24 protein-coding genes and 1 other annotated feature are annotated in these 19,478 nt (G+C 38.1%); of the genes, 23 read left to right on the top strand and 1 reads right to left on the bottom strand.

Annotated features, from left to right (window positions below; translation table 11 throughout):
- Positions 1 to 24: 24 nt before the first annotated feature.
- The 9 genes from AB3K24_RS08545 (at position 25) to AB3K24_RS08505 (ending at position 8,760) form a co-directional block, all read left to right on the top strand.
- Positions 25 to 432 (top strand): Mini-ribonuclease 3, encoded by a 408-nt coding sequence (locus tag AB3K24_RS08545; protein WP_367975126.1) that lies wholly within the window; start codon positions 25 to 27, stop codon positions 430 to 432.
- The gene (rlmB, locus tag AB3K24_RS08540; RefSeq protein WP_367975124.1) at positions 429 to 1,199 is read left to right on the top strand and encodes a 23S rRNA (guanosine(2251)-2'-O)-methyltransferase RlmB; all 771 of its coding nucleotides are present in this window, start codon (positions 429 to 431) and stop codon (positions 1,197 to 1,199) included. Before AB3K24_RS08545 ends, rlmB begins: the two co-directional genes overlap by 4 nt.
- A gap of 80 nt (positions 1,200 to 1,279) precedes the next feature.
- Positions 1,280 to 1,840 carry a sigma factor gene (locus AB3K24_RS08535; RefSeq protein WP_367975122.1) on the top strand — a complete coding sequence of 187 codons (561 nt, stop codon included), beginning with the start codon at positions 1,280 to 1,282 and terminating at the stop codon, positions 1,838 to 1,840.
- Between the two features lie 89 nt (positions 1,841 to 1,929).
- On the top strand, positions 1,930 to 3,255 hold the full coding sequence (eno, locus tag AB3K24_RS08530) for a phosphopyruvate hydratase (protein ID WP_367975121.1): 1,326 nt from the start codon (positions 1,930 to 1,932) through the stop codon (positions 3,253 to 3,255).
- A 70-nt stretch (positions 3,256 to 3,325) separates the two neighbouring features.
- Positions 3,326 to 3,454 (top strand): hypothetical protein, encoded by a 129-nt coding sequence (locus AB3K24_RS08525; RefSeq protein WP_367975120.1) that lies wholly within the window; start codon positions 3,326 to 3,328, stop codon positions 3,452 to 3,454.
- On the top strand, positions 3,454 to 4,038 hold the full coding sequence (locus AB3K24_RS08520) for a DNA-3-methyladenine glycosylase I (RefSeq protein ID WP_367975118.1): 585 nt from the start codon (positions 3,454 to 3,456) through the stop codon (positions 4,036 to 4,038). Before AB3K24_RS08525 ends, AB3K24_RS08520 begins: the two co-directional genes overlap by 1 nt.
- Positions 4,039 to 4,142: 104 nt before the next feature.
- Positions 4,143 to 5,636, top strand: a complete 1,494-nt coding sequence (locus tag AB3K24_RS08515) for a Ppx/GppA phosphatase family protein (protein ID WP_367975117.1) — start codon at positions 4,143 to 4,145, stop codon at positions 5,634 to 5,636.
- Positions 5,636 to 7,780 (top strand): RNA degradosome polyphosphate kinase, encoded by a 2,145-nt coding sequence (locus tag AB3K24_RS08510; RefSeq protein ID WP_367975115.1) that lies wholly within the window; start codon positions 5,636 to 5,638, stop codon positions 7,778 to 7,780. Before AB3K24_RS08515 ends, AB3K24_RS08510 begins: the two co-directional genes overlap by 1 nt.
- The gene (locus tag AB3K24_RS08505; RefSeq protein WP_367975113.1) at positions 7,777 to 8,760 is read left to right on the top strand and encodes a Ppx/GppA family phosphatase; all 984 of its coding nucleotides are present in this window, start codon (positions 7,777 to 7,779) and stop codon (positions 8,758 to 8,760) included. The genes AB3K24_RS08510 and AB3K24_RS08505 overlap by 4 nt, the downstream gene beginning before the upstream one ends.
- A gap of 226 nt (positions 8,761 to 8,986) precedes the next feature.
- Here AB3K24_RS08505 and AB3K24_RS08500 read toward each other — a convergent pair whose 3' ends face one another.
- On the bottom strand, positions 8,987 to 9,622 hold the full coding sequence (locus AB3K24_RS08500) for a YigZ family protein (protein WP_367975112.1): 636 nt from the start codon (positions 9,620 to 9,622) through the stop codon (positions 8,987 to 8,989).
- 17 nt (positions 9,623 to 9,639) lie between these two features.
- Here AB3K24_RS08500 and AB3K24_RS08495 point away from each other — a divergent pair, with 17 nt between their 5' ends.
- The 14 genes from AB3K24_RS08495 to tadA all read left to right on the top strand — a co-directional run bounded on the left by AB3K24_RS08495 (position 9,640) and on the right by tadA (position 19,438).
- Positions 9,640 to 10,917: a DEAD/DEAH box helicase gene (locus tag AB3K24_RS08495; protein ID WP_367975110.1), complete on the top strand. Its 1,278-nt coding sequence runs from the start codon at positions 9,640 to 9,642 to the stop codon at positions 10,915 to 10,917.
- Positions 10,914 to 11,585, top strand: a complete 672-nt coding sequence (locus tag AB3K24_RS08490; protein WP_367975108.1) for a ComF family protein — start codon at positions 10,914 to 10,916, stop codon at positions 11,583 to 11,585. The genes AB3K24_RS08495 and AB3K24_RS08490 overlap by 4 nt, the downstream gene beginning before the upstream one ends.
- 81 nt (positions 11,586 to 11,666) lie before the next feature.
- Positions 11,667 to 12,215, top strand: coding sequence for a ribosome hibernation-promoting factor, HPF/YfiA family (gene hpf / locus AB3K24_RS08485; protein WP_367975107.1), 549 nt, complete (start codon positions 11,667 to 11,669; stop codon positions 12,213 to 12,215).
- A gap of 152 nt (positions 12,216 to 12,367) precedes the next feature.
- On the top strand, positions 12,368 to 13,912 hold the full coding sequence (locus AB3K24_RS08480) for a YhgE/Pip domain-containing protein (protein WP_367975105.1): 1,545 nt from the start codon (positions 12,368 to 12,370) through the stop codon (positions 13,910 to 13,912).
- A gap of 77 nt (positions 13,913 to 13,989) precedes the next feature.
- Positions 13,990 to 14,574 (top strand): TetR/AcrR family transcriptional regulator, encoded by a 585-nt coding sequence (locus AB3K24_RS08475; RefSeq protein WP_367975104.1) that lies wholly within the window; start codon positions 13,990 to 13,992, stop codon positions 14,572 to 14,574.
- Positions 14,575 to 14,628: 54 nt separating this feature from the next.
- Positions 14,629 to 14,778 carry a 50S ribosomal protein L33 gene (gene rpmG, locus AB3K24_RS08470; protein ID WP_010001468.1) on the top strand — a complete coding sequence of 50 codons (150 nt, stop codon included), beginning with the start codon at positions 14,629 to 14,631 and terminating at the stop codon, positions 14,776 to 14,778.
- A 10-nt stretch (positions 14,779 to 14,788) separates the two neighbouring features.
- The gene (gene secE, locus AB3K24_RS08465; protein WP_367975101.1) at positions 14,789 to 14,962 is read left to right on the top strand and encodes a preprotein translocase subunit SecE; all 174 of its coding nucleotides are present in this window, start codon (positions 14,789 to 14,791) and stop codon (positions 14,960 to 14,962) included.
- A 138-nt stretch (positions 14,963 to 15,100) separates the two neighbouring features.
- Entirely contained in the window at positions 15,101 to 15,733 is a 633-nt protein-coding gene (gene nusG / locus AB3K24_RS08460; protein ID WP_367975100.1) for a transcription termination/antitermination protein NusG, read from the top strand.
- Between the two features lie 130 nt (positions 15,734 to 15,863).
- On the top strand, positions 15,864 to 16,328 hold the full coding sequence (rplK, locus tag AB3K24_RS08455) for a 50S ribosomal protein L11 (RefSeq protein ID WP_367975098.1): 465 nt from the start codon (positions 15,864 to 15,866) through the stop codon (positions 16,326 to 16,328).
- A complete protein-coding gene (gene rplA / locus AB3K24_RS08450; RefSeq protein WP_294975040.1) occupies positions 16,328 to 17,020 on the top strand; it encodes a 50S ribosomal protein L1 in 693 nt (230 codons plus the stop codon). The genes rplK and rplA overlap by 1 nt, the downstream gene beginning before the upstream one ends.
- Before the next feature lie 38 nt (positions 17,021 to 17,058).
- Positions 17,059 to 17,175, top strand: a sequence feature (ribosomal protein L10 leader region).
- Between the two features lie 27 nt (positions 17,176 to 17,202).
- On the top strand, positions 17,203 to 17,763 hold the full coding sequence (gene rplJ, locus AB3K24_RS08445) for a 50S ribosomal protein L10 (RefSeq protein ID WP_367975096.1): 561 nt from the start codon (positions 17,203 to 17,205) through the stop codon (positions 17,761 to 17,763).
- Positions 17,764 to 17,802: 39 nt separating this feature from the next.
- The gene (gene rplL, locus AB3K24_RS08440) at positions 17,803 to 18,168 is read left to right on the top strand and encodes a 50S ribosomal protein L7/L12 (protein ID WP_174249419.1); all 366 of its coding nucleotides are present in this window, start codon (positions 17,803 to 17,805) and stop codon (positions 18,166 to 18,168) included.
- A gap of 132 nt (positions 18,169 to 18,300) precedes the next feature.
- The gene (locus AB3K24_RS08435; protein WP_367975094.1) at positions 18,301 to 18,942 is read left to right on the top strand and encodes a class I SAM-dependent methyltransferase; all 642 of its coding nucleotides are present in this window, start codon (positions 18,301 to 18,303) and stop codon (positions 18,940 to 18,942) included.
- A complete protein-coding gene (gene tadA / locus AB3K24_RS08430; RefSeq protein ID WP_367975092.1) occupies positions 18,920 to 19,438 on the top strand; it encodes a tRNA adenosine(34) deaminase TadA in 519 nt (172 codons plus the stop codon). The genes AB3K24_RS08435 and tadA overlap by 23 nt, the downstream gene beginning before the upstream one ends.
- The last annotated feature ends 40 nt before the right edge of the window (positions 19,439 to 19,478 follow it).

Genomic DNA, 19,478 nt, shown 5'->3' with positions numbered 1-19,478 from the left:
TCAAATCTCGCGTATAATAAAGATATGCAAAATTTACAATATGAACAGATGAATGGATTATCGTTAGCGTATATCGGCGATGCAATTTACGAACTTGAGGTGCGTCAGCACTTGCTCTTGTTAGGTTTAACAAAAGTCAATGATCTGCAAAAACGCAGCAAACATTATGTTTCAGCTAAAGCACATGCTGCGTTGTTTGAATGTATGATGATAGATAGCCTATTAACAGACGATGAATTAATTTACTTCAAACGTGGGCGAAATGCAAAATCACATACAAAAGCTAAAAACACAGATGTTGTGACATATCGTATATCAACTGGTGTCGAGGCGTTATTTGGATTTTTGCATTTGTCGGGGCAACCTGATCGCATTAGTGAATTAATGAAATGGATTTTTGAACAAGTAGAATCAGGGAGAACAAGCAAATGAAGCAAGAACAACAAGAACAACAAAAACCGGATCAAACAGAATTTGTCTATGGCCATTATGCCAGTGTCGAAGCGTTAAAATCAACACAAGAAATTAATAAAGTGTGGTTACAAACAGGATTACAGGACAAAATCCGCAATGAAGTAACGCAACTGGCTCGGAAAAAAGGATTGGTCATACAACAAGCACCAAAATCAAAACTAGATGAGCTGACAGATGGTGGCAATCATCAAGGGGTTGTTCTGAGTGTTGCAGCATTTAATTATGCCACAATTGATGACTTATTTGAAAATGCTAAAAAACAATCGGCAGAGCCATTTTTCTTAATTCTAGATGGTATTGAAGATCCACATAATTTGGGTTCGATTTTAAGAACAGCTGATGCTGCTGGTGTACATGGTATTATTATTCCAAAGCGAAGGGCAGTACAGTTGACAGCCACAGTGGCTAAAATTTCTACTGGCGCAATCGAACATGTGCCTGTTGCTCGTGTAACCAATTTAGTTAACACAGTTAGTGAACTAAAGGATCGTGGTATGTGGGTGTTTGGAACAGATGTAACTGGGGAAGATTACCGCCGATGGGATGCAAAGGGAGCGACTGCTTTGATTATTGGTAATGAGGGAAAAGGCATTTCACCATTACTAAAGCAAAAAGTCGATAGCATGTTAACAATTCCAATGACCGGTCATGTTCAAAGTTTGAATGCCAGTGTTGCTGCAAGTTTGCTAATGTATCAAGGATTTAGCTCGCGTAATCCATTATAAAAAAGTGTACAAGTGATTTTTGTTTGTGAGCGATTACAAGTAAACATTACTTTAAACACGATTATAGTGGGAGAAGAACATTGGGGAAAGATAGATTGATAGCAGTTGTTCATGCTGCACAAAATGGACACGAATTTGCATATGACGTACTCATTAAACATTTGCGTGGGGCAGTTTATGATGTACATCGACGAAAAATTAGCAGTCGTATTACTGCAGATGATTGGTATTCAGATGGTTTAGAAGTGTTGATAAAGTGTGTTAATAAATTCGATACGGTGAATCCACGTGCTAAATTCTCAACATATTTTATTACTGCACTATCAAATCACGCGACGGATTTGGTACGGACGTATTATACGGCAAAGTCAGATTTTGAAAAAAATGTTATTTCGGAAAATAGTGACGATTCAGGAAACTTATTTAATATTGGAACGGATACCTATAATCCGGAGCAATTGTGCTTGTTACGTGATATGTTAAGTACAACAGAAATTGCGAAAACGCCTGAATTTAAACAAACGGTGCGACAACTTTTGGGTATTGATAATCCTAATTCAGAGATTACAACACGTCGTTTTGAACAAATGCAATACCGTTTTAAAAAAGCGCTGCACACGGCAATTTCTAAATCGCAATAAAATATTGTGTACACAATATGTGTTTCAGTCACTTCCCTGTGATATAATATACATGGTATAAAACCATAAACCAAAGGAGAATTAGACATATGTCTTTAATTACTGATATTATCGCACGCGAAGTCCTGGACTCACGTGGAAACCCAACACTTGAAGCAGAAGTCATCACAGAATTAGGTGGTTTCGGTCGCGGAATGGTACCTTCAGGTGCCTCAACTGGTGAACACGAAGCTGTTGAATTACGTGATGGTGACAAGTCACGTTTCAGTGGTAAGGGGACAACAAAGGCTGTTGCCAATGTTAACGATGCTATCGCTAAAGCTTTGGTAGGTAAGTTCGATGTCACTGACCAACGTGCAATCGATCAAGCTATGATCGAACTCGACGGTACAGAAAATAAGGGCAAGTTAGGCGCAAACGCTATTTTGGCTGTTTCGATTGCTGCTGCTCGTGCTGCTGCTGATGAATTAGGTGTACCTTTGTTTTCATATTTGGGTGGCGCAAATTCATACGTATTGCCAACACCTATGATGAACGTTATCAATGGTGGTGCTCACTCAGCTAACAAAGTTGATTTCCAAGAATTTATGATTATGCCTGTTGGTGCCCCAACCGTTAAGGAAGCAATCCGTTACGGTTCAGAAACTTTCCACGCTTTGAAGAAGTTATTAGAAGCAGATGGTAAGGCAACGTCAGTGGGTGATGAAGGTGGATTTGCACCTGATTTCGCTGATAACGAAGAACCTTTAAAGTATTTGATTCGTGCAATTGAAGCTGCTGGATATAAGCCAGGACAAGATATTGCTATTGCCGTTGATGTTGCTTCATCAGAATTGTATGATGCAGAATCAAAGACATATAAGTTGCGTTGGTCAACTGGTGATGAATTCACAACACCTGAATTCATTAAGTATCTTGAAGATTTGGCAGACCGTTACCCAATTATCTCAATTGAAGATCCTATTGATGAAAACGAATGGGAAGATTGGGCTACAATTACTGCTGAATTAGGTAAAAAAGTGCAATTAGTTGGTGATGATTTCTTTGTTACTAACACACAATATCTTGAAAAGGGTATTAACATGGGTGCAGCTAACTCAATCTTGATCAAAGTTAACCAAATTGGTACTTTGACAGAAACTTTTGAAGCTATCGAAATGGCTAAAGAAGCTGGGTACACAGCTATTGTTTCTCATCGTTCAGGTGAAACAGAAGACACGACAATTTCTGATCTTGTTGTGGCTACTAATGCTGGTCAAATCAAGACAGGTTCATTGTCACGTACTGATCGTATTGCCAAGTATAACCAATTGATTCGTATTGAAGAATTATTGGATACAACTGCTAAGTATAAGGGCATTCAGTCATTCTATAACTTGTCAGCTGCTGCTCGTGAAACGATTCAAAACAAGTAATTTAAATAATTATAAAATCATGCCATTTTGGGATGATTTTTTAGTACATAAAAATACTGGAGATGCCTATATGATTAATAAAAAGATATGTTTAGTCGCTGTAACTGCTGTTGTTTTAGCAACAATGGCGCATGTGATATATTGGCACACGCGAGATGATGAAAAAAAGCGACATAATCCACTGAAAAGGGTATTTTAATGGGTATAAAAGACGTTGTCCGTTGTCAGTGGGTCGCAAAATATGACGTGTCTGATGCTATGATAAAATATCATGATCAAGAATGGGGGCACCCCTTACAAGGGAATGATCAATTGTTATTTGAATTATTGACACTGGAGGTCTTTCAAGCAGGATTAAGTTGGGAGATTTCACTTAAAAAAAGGTCAGGATTAAAAACAGCTTTCCATAATTTTGACATAACACAAGTGGCTCGGATGACAGAGGAAGACAGATTAGCGCTAAAAAATAATCCAAATATTATTCGCAATGGCATGAAGATCGCGGCAACAATTACTAATGCGCAGGCCATAAAACATATACAAGATGAATTTAATAGTTTTTCGAGTTACATGTGGCATTTTACAAAGAATGACATAATAGATCATCAGGTTATGGCTAATCAAGACATACCATCTCAAAATACGTTATCTCAAATTATTGCAAAAGATATGAAAAAACGCGGGTTTAAATTTACAGGTCCTGTGACTGTGTATTCATATTTACAGGGTATGGGAATTATTAATGATCATGAAATTACTTGTGAATTCAAGTATCATAAATAAACCAAAATATATTACGAAGTTAATTTTTTGTTAAATTTATGAGTGAAAAAAGACAAACATGTGATAAACTAAAGGTAGCATACACATTAGAGGTAGGGATGAATATGGCGAAATTAGAGGGTATCATATTAATAAATTCCAGCACAGCGGCATTGCAGATTATAGATGTCAAAAATGGCAAAAAAATTGAAAATGTTAACCGTGAGTTTAGTGAAAGTGACATTAATACGCCAACGTTTTCAATTGAGATCATGCGACGTATACTAGAACAGGTTCAAAGTTTTCAACAATTATTACGTGATTATGGCGTCAATGATATACGATTATTTGGTAGTGAAGCCTTATCACAAGTGAAAAATGCAGTGTATTTCGCAGATCAAATAGAAAGTACCACAGGACTTAGAATTAGTTGGTTAAATGGCAATCAAGAAAGTTATTATCGGCAACTTGCTGTGCGTCATGCACAAGAAATTCAGCATACCGTGTTAATTGAAAAAAATACTTTTGTACTTGGTATGAGTTCAGGGCGTATTGATTTAGGATATTTTGAGAAGAATCGCTTTGAGTTTTCGCAACATTCATCAGTCGGTCCAGTTAAACTAGCACAAGCGATTAATGGCATGTCAGTTGAAGTTGCACAGGAAAAATCATTGGCTAGTGAGTTCATTAGTAGTAAATTAGCTGATTTTTGGCATATGTTACCACCATTTAAACAAACTGAAACACTCATTTTATTGGGTGCTGATTCAGCGCAACGTATATTTTCACCAAAAAATGAACCCTGGATTGTTGTATCAAAAGAACAATTACAAATTGTGATTAATGATTTAGCAATTATGAATGATCAAGCAATCATTGGAAAATATGCTGTTGATTTAAATGACGTACCATTTGCATTAACGGAAATGCTGTTATTAATGAATATTATGACTGCAATTGGCGTTAATACACTGCAAATTAGTAATCTAACGGTATTAGATGGTTTGTCAGTCATTGATGACCATGCTGAAGATGATATTATTACGGCTGCACGTGGTATTGCCGACCGTTATATGGTTGAAGAGAAACACCGTGAAATTGTGTTGATTTATGCAAGACAGTTATTTGATCGTTTGAAAAAGATTCATCATTTGAATAAACGTGATCGGTTATTGTTGGGGGTTGCAGCTTTAGTGCATGATGTCGGTGGTTTTATTAATTCTCAAAAACATTACCAGTATTCAGAAGAAATTCTTGAAGGCATTGATTTTCATGGCTTATCCACCTCTGAGCAACGCATGATTGCAGCCATAGCTCGCTATCATAGTGCTGAGACACCAGATAATGCCTTGCGCACAGTGCAAGATTTCTCACCACAACAACGATTACGTATTGCAAAACTAGCGGCATTGTTACGATTGGCTGATGCATTGGACGATAGTCGGCTACAAAAAATTAATAAGCTGACTGTATCTATGTCAGATGATAGCATTACGATTATAGGACAGACAATCGTTGATTTGCAACTTGAAATTTATATGTTTGCGCAAAAAGCGAAATTTTTTGAAACGGTGTTTGGGTTACCCATTGTGTTGAAGCGAAAAGGGAGAAGAGTGTAATGGTTGATCTTAAACGTGCAAAATATTATGTGAATCGTGAAATTAGTTGGCTAGCATTTAACGATCGCGTATTAGAAGAAGCGCGCGATATCCAAAATCCATTATTGGAACGGGCAAATTTTTTAGCAATCACGCAAAAAAATATGGACGAATGGTTCATGGTCCGTGTTGCCAGTTTGCAACAGCAAGTTTTGATAGGGCACGACAAAATAGATGCGGCCGGGTTAACACCATCAAAACAATTAGATGACATTTCAAAGGTTGCTGGTGAACAAATCAAAAAACAATATCAGGTGTTGAATCGTAGTTTATTGCCAGCGTTAAAACGTGGGGGTTTTGAATTACTCAGTTCAGAAGACTTAACTAGCAATCAAACACAATTTTTGAAACGCTTTTTCGATCAAGAATTACTGCCCGTTTTAACGCCGATGGCGGTTGATACAACACATCCATTTCCTTTTTTAGCCAATGATACGCTAAATATAGGGGTGCGTCTCAAAAAGTCAGAAGATAAGATAGAAAAGTATATTGCTGTTTTACAAGTACCAGAAACGTCTGGCCGTGTCATAGCCTTACCAGAAAAAAATCAGTATATTTTAATTGAAGATGTTGTTCAGCTCTTTTTGGCTTCTTTATTTCCAGGCTATATAATCAAAGAATCAACAGTATTTCATGTGATACGAGATATGGAATTAGATATAGCAGATGATGAGGATACCCCAAATATCCTGCAAGATGTACAATCTAAATTGCAAGAACGTGAGCGTGGCCGAATTATTCGTGTTATTTTGTCACGTACAACAAGTTCATCGTTACGCACAAAGTTAATCAAGTTGCTGCATGTGGATGAAGCGCGCGTATACATGGTTAATGGGCCAATTGATTTGACATTTTTGACAGTGTGGCTGAAATTTATTCAGGCACCAGAACTGAAATTCCCACCATTTAAAGGGTATAATAATCCTAATTTAGCACCGGATCACTTGTTTGAAAGTATTAAGCGTCAAGATTATTTATTGCATCATCCCTATGATTCTTTTCGACCGGTGATAGAATTTATTCAAACTGCTGCAAAAGACGATCAAGTACTCGCTATTAAAATGACATTGTATCGTGTTTCTGGCAAATCGCCTATCATTAAAGCACTTGGAGAAGCTGCGCAACAGGGAAAACAAGTCACAGTTTTGGTTGAAATTAAAGCACGTTTTGATGAGGAAAACAATGTGCACTGGGCACGGGAACTTGAGCGACAAGGTGTACACGTAGTTTATGGGTTACGTGGTTTAAAAACCCATGCAAAAGTTGTATTGGTCGTGCGTCGTGAGGCTGACACGATTCGACGTTATGTCCATCTGGGTACTGGAAATTATAATGATGTGACAGCTCATTTTTATACTGATTTAGGATTATTAACTAGTGATTCGGAATTAGGTGCGGATGTTGCTTCTATTTTTAATATTTTAACCGGTTATTCTGACCCAGGTTATTTTCATCAACTACACATGTCGCCAGATGGTATCCGTGAGTTTATTTATGAACAAATTGATAATGAAATTGCAAATGCAAAGGCGGGTAAATCTGCCGGCATTAAAATGAAGTTCAATTCATTATCAGACGAACGTATGATAAGACACCTATATCAAGCGAGCCAAGCAGGGGTTAATGTGTCATTAATTATTCGCGGTATTACCATGTTAAAAGTTGGTATACCGGAGGTTAGTGAGACAATTGAAGTGCATTCTATTGTTGGTCGATTCTTGGAACATAGTCGTATTTATAGCTTTGAAAATGACGGCAATCCAAAAGTTTACCTGTCATCAGCCGATTTGATGACGCGTAACTTAGATCGACGAGTTGAACTATTGTTCCCACTCAAAAATGATCGTTTACGTGACAAGGTGTTATCTATTTTTCAAACTATGTGGCACGATAATGTTAAAACACGTGTCTTGCAACCAGATGGTAGTTTTGAAAAGAAAGATCGCCGAGGCGTTCCGACATTGGATGCGCAAGAATTGTTTACAAAAAACACGTTATTACAGCAAACAAATCAAATTAAACAAGAAAAATTAGCGGAAACAAAGCAGCGATTTGAACCATTGAACAATCCATTTATTAATGAAACGCATGGAGGCGAAGAATGACAGTCATTTCAGTGATTGATTTAGGATCTAATTCAGTACGTATGACGGTTAGTCGTTATCATCGTGATGGTTCTTATGAAGTTTTAGCAAGATTTCAAGAAATGGTCCGTCTATCAACTGGTATGGGACCAGATAAAGTGCTGCAACCAGAAGCAGTTCTACGTACTTTAACGGCCTTAAATAAGTTCAAACAAGCTTTAAAAGTGTACGATAATAATAAACTAGAGATATATGCCGTTGCCACGGCTGCCGTTCGACAAGCCAGTAACCAAGCTGAATTTTTGGCTGCATTTAAAAAAGACATGGGCTTTGAGTTAAATGTTTTGACTGGTGAAGAGGAAGCACATTTTGATTATGTTGGTGTCATCAATACATTTCCAATTAATGATGCTTTAATTTTAGATACAGGTGGTGCGTCATCAGAGTTAATTCTTGTGCGTAGTAAACAAGCGGTTCACGCTGTCAGTTTGCCAGTTGGTGCAGTTAACATTTCAGAAAGTTATTTGGAAAAAGATCATATATCGGCGGGTGCGTTATTTGCAGCAATAGTTGCATTAAGACAACTATTTGGTGACGTTTCATGGTTGCGTGAATCAATTAATATGCCATTGATTGCACTTGGTGGGAGCAATCGTACGTTAGCAAAAATCAGTCGAAAAAAAGAAAAAATTCAAGGTATGGCAGTTCACGGTTATCATTTAAATGTTGGTGAAGTCGCGTTAATTTATCAAGAAATTCTAAAAAAAGATCTTGAAGGCCGAAAAAAAATGCCAGGTCTCGCAAAAGAGCGAGGAGACATTATTGTTGGCGGGTTACTACCATTGGTTGAGTTACTTTTATTTACTGAGGGTCAGCAAGTTATCTTCTCACAAAGTGGGTTACGAGAAGGGATACTTTTTGAACAAATTGCGAAAAATACAGGACATGATGTTGTCTCACCAGAACCTGCAGCAATGACTGTAGATACAGAAGATTTGTAGTGAAAACATGTATTTTCTGTCATTGAGCAAATTTAGAATTTATTGTAAAACGTAAAAACAACACCGACATTAAGATGTCGGTGTTGTTTTTTGACGACATGTCGTCAATATGTGCTGTTATACCAAAGGTATATATGATCCACCCGGGAGTCGAACCCGGATCTCAAGAACCGGAATCTTGTGTGCGATCCATTACACTAGCAGATCATAACTATTCAATTATAGCCTATTTTACTGGAATTTCAAAGAAAGTTTCTGCACCAATTTCAAATGTTATTTGACCAGCAAATAAATCTTTTAAATTTTTTTGAAATTCAGCCATGTCATCTGTTGAAACGGGCACAATAACATGAACAGCAGTATCATATTGGGTATCCATAATTTGGTAGTCGTGGCTAGTCAGCCAGTAGGTGAGCACATCTGAACTTTTATAGTTTACTGTCAGCGTTACTTGTAAACGAACCAAACGCGAAACTAGTCCAGCGGCCTTAACACCATCGCCTACTGTCCCAGCATAGGCGCGTATTAAACCACCAGCGCCTAATTTAACACCACCAAAGTAACGTGTAACAATTGCGACAACGTCGTGTAGTTTATTTTTTTGCAGTACCTCTAACATGGGAATCCCAGCTGTACCACTGGGCTCCCCGTTATCAGAATAACGTTTAATTTGATCATTATTGCCTATTACGTAAGCAAACACATTATGATTTGCCTTATAGTGTAATTTAGATATTTGATCAATAAATAAGCGTGCATCTGCTTCGGAAGTGACACGGGCAATGTTTAAAATAAAACGCGATTTTTTAATGTTTTGTTCCCAAGAAAAAGTATCGGGCGCGATTGTGATATAGTTGGGCATAAAACGTATTATACAGTATGAAATTATATTATGGGCGACAACTTGTCCAGCCAAAAATAGATGCCATACCAGATAATTTAATATCTTCAGCAACGTTTATTGACAATGTTTGTCAGAGATGTGGTCAGAACGTTCATGGGGAGTTACCGAATAACCACTTTTATTGCCGTGCTTGCATAGCGTTAGGGCGTGTTAGTTCGCATGATGTACTCTTATCATTACCTGAGCCCAATAATTTTAAGGGCGATGATATTTTATCATGGGATGGTCAGCTAACACAACAACAACAAGTCGTGAGTAGTGATTTGCTTGAGACATTGTCACAGCAACGTGAACATCTTGTTTGGGCAGTTACTGGCGCAGGTAAGACAGAGATGCTATTCCCAGTTATTCATCAAGCGTTGACACAAAAATATCGTGTGGCTATTGTTTCGCCTCGAGTTGATGTCATCATTGAATTAGCACCAAGGCTACATCAGGCCTTTTCACACACTGATATGGTCGTTTTACATGGTGCACAAACTGAAGATTACCGCTATACGCCACTTGTTTTAGCGACAACACATCAAATGTTACGCTTTAAATCAGCATTTGATTTATTAATTGTTGATGAAGTTGATAGCTTTCCATATGCTGGCGATCACATGTTAGTACATGCGGTAAAAAATGCTCGGAAAATAAGTAGTGCGGTAATCTATCTTAGCGCAACACCAACAAAAGCATTGCAACAGCAAGTGAAACGACAGGTATTAACAACTTCCTATTTACCGTTACGATTTCATCAGCATTTATTGCCTGTTTTAAAAACAACAATTGTCGGTCCTTGGCGAAAAAAATTACCATCGAAATTTTTACGGCAGATCAAACAATTTAATCAAACACAGAGAAGATTTTTAATTTTTGTGCCAAAAGTATCAGATTTGATAAGTGTGTACCAAAATATAAACAAGCATTTTCCTAAAATGTTGGGGGATCATGTGTATGCCGGTGATTTGAAAAGACAAGAAAAAGTTCAAAATATGAGAGATCAAACAATTCAATATCTTGTGACGACTACCATTTTAGAACGTGGCGTGACTTTTCCTGGTATAGATGTTTTGATTTTAGGTGCTGATGAAAAAATATTTAGTGAAAATGCCTTGGTTCAAATTGCTGGTCGCGTTGGTCGAAATAAAGATCGTCCCACTGGTTTGGTAAAGGCCTATGTGCAGCACACAAATTTTAAAGTTTACGCAGCACAGCGGCAAATTAAACAGATGAACAAACTTGGTAAACAATTAGGCGGCCGTATATGAAGTGCCAATTATGTCAAAGTGACAGCAATAATATGCCATCGTTATTACAAACATTGGGCTTAATTACACGTCAAGAAAAACAATTGTGTCATACTTGTGAAGCTGATTTTTCAGTGATCTCAATGGGGTGCTTAGGATGTGGCAGACAACAAAAAGATGAGAAACTTTGTTATGATTGTCACCGTTGGCAACAGCAAGGGAAAAAATTGCTCAGGCACACGGCGTTATATCAATATAATGACGCTATGCGTCAGTTTATGCAACAATATAAATTTAATGGCGACTATGATTTGCGTGTTATTTTCAATCGTCAGTTAAGTCAAAAAATGAATACTTTGGGCGCAGATATTATTGTCCCAATTCCTGTTAGTGATCATACGATGGTTACAAGAGGATTTAATCAAACGATAGGATTAATTACAGGTGTGCAGTATAAACAATTGCTGAAAGTATCTGCAGTTCAAAAGCAACATCAATCACAATTTGATCGGCAAATGCGCATGACGCGACATCAGCCATTTTCGGTGACAGAATCTATGATATTAAAAGAAAAGCAGATATTATTAGTCGATGATGTCTATACCACAGGAAATACGTTATATCATGCAGCGGATTTGATGTACGAATTAGGGGCTAAAAATGTGAAAAGTATATCTTTATCTCGTTAATTATGAAAAAATGAATATATTAACAGAAAACGCTTACACATATGGTATAATATATGTAGTAACTCAATGGAGGAATTAATTATGTTAGATTATAATGTACGTGGCGAAAATATTGCAGTAACTGATGCACTTCGCGAATATGTGGAGAAGCGTTTAACAAAGTTGAATCGTTACATCGAGGAAAATTCGAGAGCCAATGTTAACTTACGCACCTATAAGTCAGATAACTCTGGTAAAGCCGAAGTAACAATTGTATTACCTTATGTTGTGTTACGTGCGGAGGATACAAATCCTGATTTGTATGCGGCAGTGGACGCGGTTTCTGAAAAGTTGGAACGTCAGATTCGTAAGTACAAGACTAAGATTAACCGTAAGTCACGCGAAACTGGATTTAAAGGTATTGACTCCAACGATGAGATTCCAGCTGCAGAAGTTGATGATGAGGCTTTGCAAATTGTTCGTACAAAGCAAGTTGATTTAAAGCCAATGTCACCAGAAGAAGCGGCATTACAAATGGATTTGTTAGAGCATAATTTCTTTATTTTCAAAGATGCAGAAACAAATACTGACTCGGTTATTTATAAGCGCCAAGATGGCAAGTACGGCTTGCTAGAAACAGCAGATAATTAATTTAGAACAAAAAGTTAAATTACAATGTAGTTTAACTTTTTTAGTGTGCTTAAATAAATGTTGTAAAAGTTATAAAACTTTATAAAGTCCTCCCCAAAAACAAGTTTTACCGTTATGCTAGTAAGGTATATGTAAAATTAGGAGAGATTTTTATGTCAAGTTGGCAGTATTTATTCAAAAATAAGCGGCAATTAGTGAAGTGGTTAGTTGCCGTTATCATCCCGATTATATTCGTGGCCGGATTTTTAGGCACCGTGAGCCATAAAACGCAACACGCTAGTAAACTAAGAGTTGCCGTTATTAATCTAGACCGTGGTGGCACGTATCGCGGTCGGCAACAAAATATTGGGAATGACTTCTCACGTAGGTTACATACTGCAAAAACATTTACAGCTGTGCGCTATACTACACAGAATCAAGCAAAATCTGATTTGCGTGATGGCAAAGTCAGTGCGATTGTCGTTATGCCAACGGCATTGACAAGTCAATTATCAAATTTTCAAAAAACGGGAAAAGCCACGAGTGTACAACAAATAATTGCTAGCGGGCAAAGTCAGTTTGCTGCGCAACATGTGCAACGTGAATTAACACAAGTTTTGAATCGTGAAAATGATATGTTGATGATGGGTACGGCCGACAGTTCGTTATTGAAGAATCTTGCCAATCAAAGCCAGTCATTGTCTCAACAGGCCAATGATTTACAGGTTAATTTGCAAGCAGTTGGAAATGGGATCGATACACAGCCGGCTAGTGATCTGCAAGAGACGGCTAAGGCGGAAACAGCGAAATTAGCAACTTATTCTGCGCAACTTAATGATGCGGTTAGCGCAGGTGATACGTCAAAAATAAGTGAAATGGCCGTGGCAATTAATGATGTATCGTATACGCTGCAGACTTCTGTAGTAGGTGGAATTGATAATATAGCTGCTAATTTAAATAATACGAAAGCGTTGAGTGATGAATCTGGTATAATTCAATCCAGTGCGAAAAAAATTCAGCAAGGACAATCTAGTATTGCTGGTAAATTAAACGATACATTAGGTGAACAAGATGCTAGTAAAAATGTGTCACCATTGTCACAAATGATGGTCTTTAATTTAAAAGATGACCAACCAATTAAACAAGACGGCCAAGTCTTCTTGCCGAATATATTGGTTATTGGGGTAACACTACTAGCTATTTTGTTTGGTCTGCTGTTACCGATCAAATCGGTTAAGCAAGAAATATTTGCATTAGAGCAATGGTGGGGGAATTTTCAAATTGCTGGTACGTTGAGTGTGATTGCCGCATCATTCATGGTAGCTAGTGCGGCGCTCTGGCATATATCATTAGGAAGCTTTTTGACCATTACGGTAGTTACACTGTTGGCTTCATGGGCAATGATGAGTATTGTGTGGTATTTAAAACAGGTACTAGGCCAAGCTGGTTGGTGGTTATCAAGCATTTTTATGACAATACAAGCAATTTTTTCAGTAACGACAGGGCCTAAGGTCATGTCAACGAACCTATTTAATTTACTACAAAATATCTGGCCGTTAACGGCTTTAAATCAGGCGATTAATCACGTGATTTTTGGTGGCAAGGTACAACAAAGTGTGGCGATATTAGTGCTTTGGTTGCTCGTATTTACTATTTTGTTAGTAACATACTACCGTATAAAGCAACGTCAAAACCTCAAAGAAACACTTGTTGTGTAAACAATTAATATTGGCGATGAGGATAAACATGAGAAAAGTTGTGCTATTTTACAACTAAAAAGGTGTAAAATAATCGTATGGGAACAAAGACAAGTGAAGCAACACGTGAACGAATTTTACTAGCAGCGACAGAGCTTTTTTTGGCGAACGGATACGATCAAACAACGACACGCCAAATTACTAAAGTACTTAATATGACACAGCCAGCACTGTATCATTATTTTGGCGATAAAGAGGCGTTGTTTGTGGAAGTGATCAGACGTGTGGGCACACAGGTTGCAACAAACATGCAACTTGTGCTAGATCAAACGTATGATCAACCTAAAGATCAACTTGTTGCAATGACTATGGTCATTGTTACGCGCCACCCGCGTGATGTTTTTACTTTGATACATGGCAGCTTTAACGCGTTATCATCGCAAAACCAGCAAGAATTAGGGATGATATTTGGTCGTGACTATGTGGCGCCGATTGCGCAATTTTTTAATCAAGAGGCATTGAAGCTACGCCGAAATATTGATTCTAAAATAGCTAGTTCATTTTATATTACAAGTTTAGCCCCTCTGTTTGGTGGCTTTCACAGTCTTGATGGTACATTGGAAATGACGGAAAGAATTCAACAATTACTTGATTTAATACTCTATGGAGTGGCAGAACGTTGAATTATATGCTGTTAGATGGTATGATATAATGAGAATTTAACGGGGACAACATATATGGCTAGTCAAAAGGTATCACTCGCATGCACAGTTTGTGGATCGCGAAATTACACAGTAGCATTATCGAAAGATCGCACAGAGCGTCTTGCGGTTAACAAGTTTTGTGCTTTTTGCGGGAAGCACACATTACATCAACAAACAAAGTAAAGGTTATGATATGCTAAATTATTTTAGAAATGTTGCAACAGAAATGAAGCGAGTGACTTGGTTATCACAAGAACAAGCATCAAAAGAAACTGTCACAGTTATCACTGTTTCTGTCATTTTTGCGCTGTTTTTAGGTGGTATCGACTGGCTTTTGCAGAGCGGTTTTAATTTCATCCTAAATTGATAGCGAAACAATTTAAAATATAGTATACTGATATTAACAACGAGGACTTCTTTATGGGAGTTCTTTTTTATAGTAAAAAAAGGAGAAGCTTTAGATACTATCAAATGATACTGATGGTAGCTACGAGCACATACTAATATGTCAGAAAATAATGAATTACCACAAGACAATAAAACCGAAGAAACGGTTGTCAATACCGACAATATCGAAACATCTTGGTTCGTTGTTCATACTTATGCTGGATATGAACATAAAGTGAAAGCTAACTTAGAGTCTCGTGCACAAACAATGGGGATGTCAGACCAAATTTTTCGTATTTTAGTGCCAGAACAAGAAGTGACAACTATTCAAGATGGTGAAGCAAAGACATCTGTTGAAAATGATTTTCCAGGTTATGTGTTAGTCGAAATGGCAACGCCACACGATTATAACATGACTGATGAAGCTTGGTATGTGGTGCGTAACACGCCCAGTGTCACTGGGTTCTTAGGCTCGCATGGTGCCGGTTCAAAACCAAATTCGTTATTACCGGAAGAAGTCGATCTTTTGATGAAACGTATGGGTATGGTAACACGTGAAGTAGCTGATTTGACAGTTGAAATTGGGCAAACGGTTAAAATTATCGCTGGACCATTTTCTGGTATGGAAGGGTCTGTTACAACAGTTGATGTTGAGAAGCAAACATTAGAAGCAACAGTCGAAGTATTTGGTCGTGAAACGCCAACAGAGCTAGACTTTGCTGATGTTGATACTGTTTTGGATAATGCTTGAGATAGTACCAATTTAAAATAAAAAGACTTGCGAAAAAATCTATTTTCTTATATAATGAACAAGTATGTCATCGACATGCGTGGGAGCAGCACTTAAGCTGCGTCTACCACAACACGAGGAGGAAAAAATCGTGGCTAAAAAAGTTACAACAGTAGTTAAACTACAAATTGCCGCTGCTAAGGCAACGCCAGCACCACCAGTTGGTCCTGCGTTGGGACAAGCCGGCATCAATATTGCGCAATTCACAAAGGAATTTAATGCACGTACTGCAGAACAAGCAGGTTCAATCATTCCGGTTGAAATTACTGTTTTTGATGACCGTTCATTCGAATTCGTTACAAAGACACCACCCGCAGCTGACCAGCTACGTAAGATCGTTGGTAAGGGTTCAGGCGAACCTAATACTAAAAAGGTCGGAAACGTGACATTGGATCAAGTTCGTGCAATTGCTGAAAACAAAATGGGTGATTTAAATGCCAATGACGTTACAGCAGCTATGCGTATGATCGAAGGTACAGCACGTTCAATGGGTGTTACTGTTGAAGGTGTTGACTTGACTGTTGACGGTACAGCAATCAAGGAGGACGCAGAATAATGACTCAAAAACATGGTAAAAAGTATGTTGCAGCCTTAGCAAAGGTAGAAGCTGAAAAGAACTACGCTTTGACTGAAGCAGTAACTTTGATTAAAGAAATTGATTATGCTAACTATGATGCTTCTGTTGAAGTTGTCTTTAAGTTGAATGTTGACACACGTCAAGCAGATCAACAATTACGTGGTGCCGTTGTTTTGCCAAACGGAACTGGTAAAGACAAGAAGGTTATTGTCTTTGCGCAAGGCGACAAAGCTAAGGAAGCGGAAGCTGCCGGAGCTGATGTTGTTGGTGCTGCTGACTTAGTAGCACAAATTCAAGGTGGTTGGATGGATTTTGACACAGCCATTGCGACACCTGATATGATGGCTCAAGTTGGCCGTGTTGCGCGTATCTTGGGTCCTAAGGGATTGATGCCTAACCCAAAGACTGGTACAGTGACAATGGATGTTACCAAGGCTGTTTCAGATGCTAAGGGTGGACAAGTGACATACCGTACAGACCGTGACGGAAACGTTGCTGTACCTGTTGGTCGTGTATCATTTGATGAAGCTAAGTTGACTGAAAATATCAAGACAATTGCTGATACTGTTTTGAAGTCTCGTCCAGCCGCTGTTAAGGGTGCGTATGTAGAACACGTGTCACTTTCATCAACAGTTAGTCCAGCCGTTGCGTTGGATGTTAATTCATTGTAAAATTTGACGATATCAACTTCGTTTGATATACTTATTAAGTAAATTAAATCATTTTGCCTAAGACTCAGGAGGTACTTGTACCTTAATATCCTGCCGAGGAAGTTTAAAAAACTTTTCCCGTGTGTCTTTTGGTACACGGGATTTCTTTTGCAAAATAATATGATGAAAGGAGAATATATATCATGAGTGAAAAAGCTATTGCAGTTAAAGCGCAAAAAGTTGAAGAAATTGCTGATCAATTCAAGAATGCTGCTTCAGCAGTTGTTGTTGATGCTCGTGGATTGACAGTTGCTCAATCTACAGAGTTGCGTCATCAGTTGCGTCAAGAAGGTGTTGTGCTTGAAGTTATCAAGAACAAGATTTTGACACGTGCTGCTGAAAAAGCTGGATTTGCTGAATTGAACGACGTTTTCGCCGGTCCTTCAGCCGTCGCATTCTCAAATGATGATGCAATTGCACCATCACGTATTTTGAAGAAATTTGCTGACGCCAACGAAAAGTTGGAAATCAAGGGTGGTGTTGTCGATGGCAACATTGCTAACTTGGATGACATTAACAAATATGCTTCTTTGCCATCACGCGAAGGGTTGTTTGGACAATTGTTGGCCGAATTCCAATTCCCAATCCGTTCATTTGCATATGCTGTTAAGGCATTGCAAGAAAAGTTGGAAGAGGAAAATGGTGGCTCAGCCACTACTACCGAAGAAGCGCCTGTTGCTGAAGCAGCAACAGATGCTGAATAATAAAAAAACTAACACACAAAAAATTGGAGGATTTTAATCATGGCTTTTGATAAAGACGCGATTATCGCATCATTGAAGGATGCAACAATCTTGGATTTGGCTGACTTGGTTTCAGCAATCGAAGAAGAATTTGACGTTTCAGCAGCAGCACCCGTAGCAGCAGCTGGAGCCGCCGATGGCGGTGCCGCCGAAAAGACAGACTTCGACGTAGAATTAACTTCAGCAGGTACTGCTAAAGTTAAGGTTATCAAGGCAGTTCGTGAAGCAACTGGTCTTGGATTGAAGGAAGCTAAGGACTTAGTTGACAATGCACCTTCAATCGTCAAGGAAGGTCTTGACGAAGCAGCTGCCAACGAATTGAAAGAAACTTTGGAAGCAACTGGCGCAGCAGTAGCGTTAAAGTAATTTCGTTTTTACGGCATTATGAAGTAATCATTATGGTTTGAAATTGTATGATTTAAAATTATAACTGATTCACTATATTAAAAGAGGTGCTTCGGTACTTCTTTTTTTGTACATAGAACTTAAGGAGACATCATGGATACATCTAAGGAAGAGTTTGCTGGGGAAATGTATTTTACAGCTAATCCAAATTCAGAGCATCATTATCAAAATTTTGATTTTGATTTATTAGGCAATCAGTTGCATTTTACAACAGATAGTGGTGTTTTTTCTAAATCAACTGTTGATTATGGTACACGAACGATGTTAGATGCACTAAATAAGACGGAAATTATCTCGGGGAAAATATTAGATCTTGGCACAGGTTATGGACCAGTTGGTGTAGCTGTAGCAAAAGCTTTGCAACGAGCAGTAGACATGACAGACGTCAATGAACGGGCTCTTGTCTTAGCACGTAAAAATGCAGAACAAAATGGCGTGGTTGATTTAATTAACGTTTTTCAATCTGATATATATACTAATGTATCAGAAAAGTATGCTTTAATCTTGGCTAACCCACCCATTCGCGCCGGAAAAACTGTTGTCACAGCCATGTTACAAGAAGCGATCCAATATTTAGTACCAGGTGGTAAGTTAATTGCTGTTCTACAAAAAAAGCAAGGAGCGCCCTCAGCCCAAAAAAACATGGCAGCTGTGTTTGGAAACGTGAAAATTATTCATAAAGACAAAGGTTATTATATCTTGGAGAGTACATATGATCCAAAAACCAACGTTTAGTGATGAACAAGTTGATTATTTCATGCAAGTCGCATTAAATGAAGCAAAAATTGCTGAAACAGATGGCGAAGTACCAATTGGCGCAGTCATTGTAAAAGACAATGTCATTGTTGCTCGTGCACACAATCATCGTGAGGCACATCAAATAGCGACAGCACATGCAGAATTATTAGCTATAGAGGCTGCAAATCGGACATTAAGTTCATGGCGTTTAGAAAACACGGCATTATTTGTGACGCTTGAACCTTGTATTATGTGCGCAGGGGCAATCATTAATGCACGTATTCCTTCAGTTTATTATGGTGCAGAGGATATCAAAGGTGGCGGGACCAGATCGTTGTATCAGTTATTAGAGGATGACCGTTTAAACCATCGTGTTGATGTTCATACCGATATTCGTGGTGCCGAAGGCGGGGCATTATTGCAAAATTTTTTTAAGAAAATTCGATTACAACGCAAGCTAGAAAAAGATGCGAAGCAAAATAATATACAATGATCACATTTAGTACTATAATATAATCAGACTTATCAAATGA

It is taken from the genome of Leuconostoc aquikimchii (assembly GCF_040838325.1).
GTDB lineage: Bacteria > Bacillota > Bacilli > Lactobacillales > Lactobacillaceae > Leuconostoc > Leuconostoc aquikimchii.
The sequence above is the reverse complement of the archived record's forward strand: the minus strand, read 5'-3'. Positions and strand labels throughout refer to the sequence as shown.

Excerpts from the sequence above, each read along its gene's own strand:
- AB3K24_RS08545 (WP_367975126.1), top strand. The coding sequence starts at position 25 with ATGCAAAATTTACAATATGAACAGATGAATGGATTATCGTTAGCGTAT.
- rlmB (WP_367975124.1), top strand. The coding sequence starts at position 429 with ATGAAGCAAGAACAACAAGAACAACAAAAACCGGATCAAACAGAATTT.
- eno (WP_367975121.1), top strand. The coding sequence starts at position 1,930 with ATGTCTTTAATTACTGATATTATCGCACGCGAAGTCCTGGACTCACGT.
- AB3K24_RS08525 (WP_367975120.1), top strand. The coding sequence starts at position 3,326 with ATGATTAATAAAAAGATATGTTTAGTCGCTGTAACTGCTGTTGTTTTA.
- AB3K24_RS08520 (WP_367975118.1), top strand. The coding sequence starts at position 3,454 with ATGGGTATAAAAGACGTTGTCCGTTGTCAGTGGGTCGCAAAATATGAC.
- AB3K24_RS08515 (WP_367975117.1), top strand. The coding sequence starts at position 4,143 with ATGGCGAAATTAGAGGGTATCATATTAATAAATTCCAGCACAGCGGCA.
- AB3K24_RS08510 (WP_367975115.1), top strand. The coding sequence starts at position 5,636 with ATGGTTGATCTTAAACGTGCAAAATATTATGTGAATCGTGAAATTAGT.
- AB3K24_RS08505 (WP_367975113.1), top strand. The coding sequence starts at position 7,777 with ATGACAGTCATTTCAGTGATTGATTTAGGATCTAATTCAGTACGTATG.
- AB3K24_RS08500 (WP_367975112.1), bottom strand. The coding sequence starts at position 9,622 with ATGCCCAACTATATCACAATCGCGCCCGATACTTTTTCTTGGGAACAA.
- AB3K24_RS08495 (WP_367975110.1), top strand. The coding sequence starts at position 9,640 with ATGAAATTATATTATGGGCGACAACTTGTCCAGCCAAAAATAGATGCC.
- AB3K24_RS08490 (WP_367975108.1), top strand. The coding sequence starts at position 10,914 with ATGAAGTGCCAATTATGTCAAAGTGACAGCAATAATATGCCATCGTTA.
- hpf (WP_367975107.1), top strand. The coding sequence starts at position 11,667 with ATGTTAGATTATAATGTACGTGGCGAAAATATTGCAGTAACTGATGCA.
- AB3K24_RS08480 (WP_367975105.1), top strand. The coding sequence starts at position 12,368 with ATGTCAAGTTGGCAGTATTTATTCAAAAATAAGCGGCAATTAGTGAAG.
- AB3K24_RS08475 (WP_367975104.1), top strand. The coding sequence starts at position 13,990 with ATGGGAACAAAGACAAGTGAAGCAACACGTGAACGAATTTTACTAGCA.
- rpmG (WP_010001468.1), top strand. The coding sequence starts at position 14,629 with ATGGCTAGTCAAAAGGTATCACTCGCATGCACAGTTTGTGGATCGCGA.
- secE (WP_367975101.1), top strand. The coding sequence starts at position 14,789 with ATGCTAAATTATTTTAGAAATGTTGCAACAGAAATGAAGCGAGTGACT.
- nusG (WP_367975100.1), top strand. The coding sequence starts at position 15,101 with ATGTCAGAAAATAATGAATTACCACAAGACAATAAAACCGAAGAAACG.
- rplA (WP_294975040.1), top strand. The coding sequence starts at position 16,328 with ATGACTCAAAAACATGGTAAAAAGTATGTTGCAGCCTTAGCAAAGGTA.
- rplJ (WP_367975096.1), top strand. The coding sequence starts at position 17,203 with ATGAGTGAAAAAGCTATTGCAGTTAAAGCGCAAAAAGTTGAAGAAATT.
- rplL (WP_174249419.1), top strand. The coding sequence starts at position 17,803 with ATGGCTTTTGATAAAGACGCGATTATCGCATCATTGAAGGATGCAACA.
- AB3K24_RS08435 (WP_367975094.1), top strand. The coding sequence starts at position 18,301 with ATGGATACATCTAAGGAAGAGTTTGCTGGGGAAATGTATTTTACAGCT.
- tadA (WP_367975092.1), top strand. The coding sequence starts at position 18,920 with ATGATCCAAAAACCAACGTTTAGTGATGAACAAGTTGATTATTTCATG.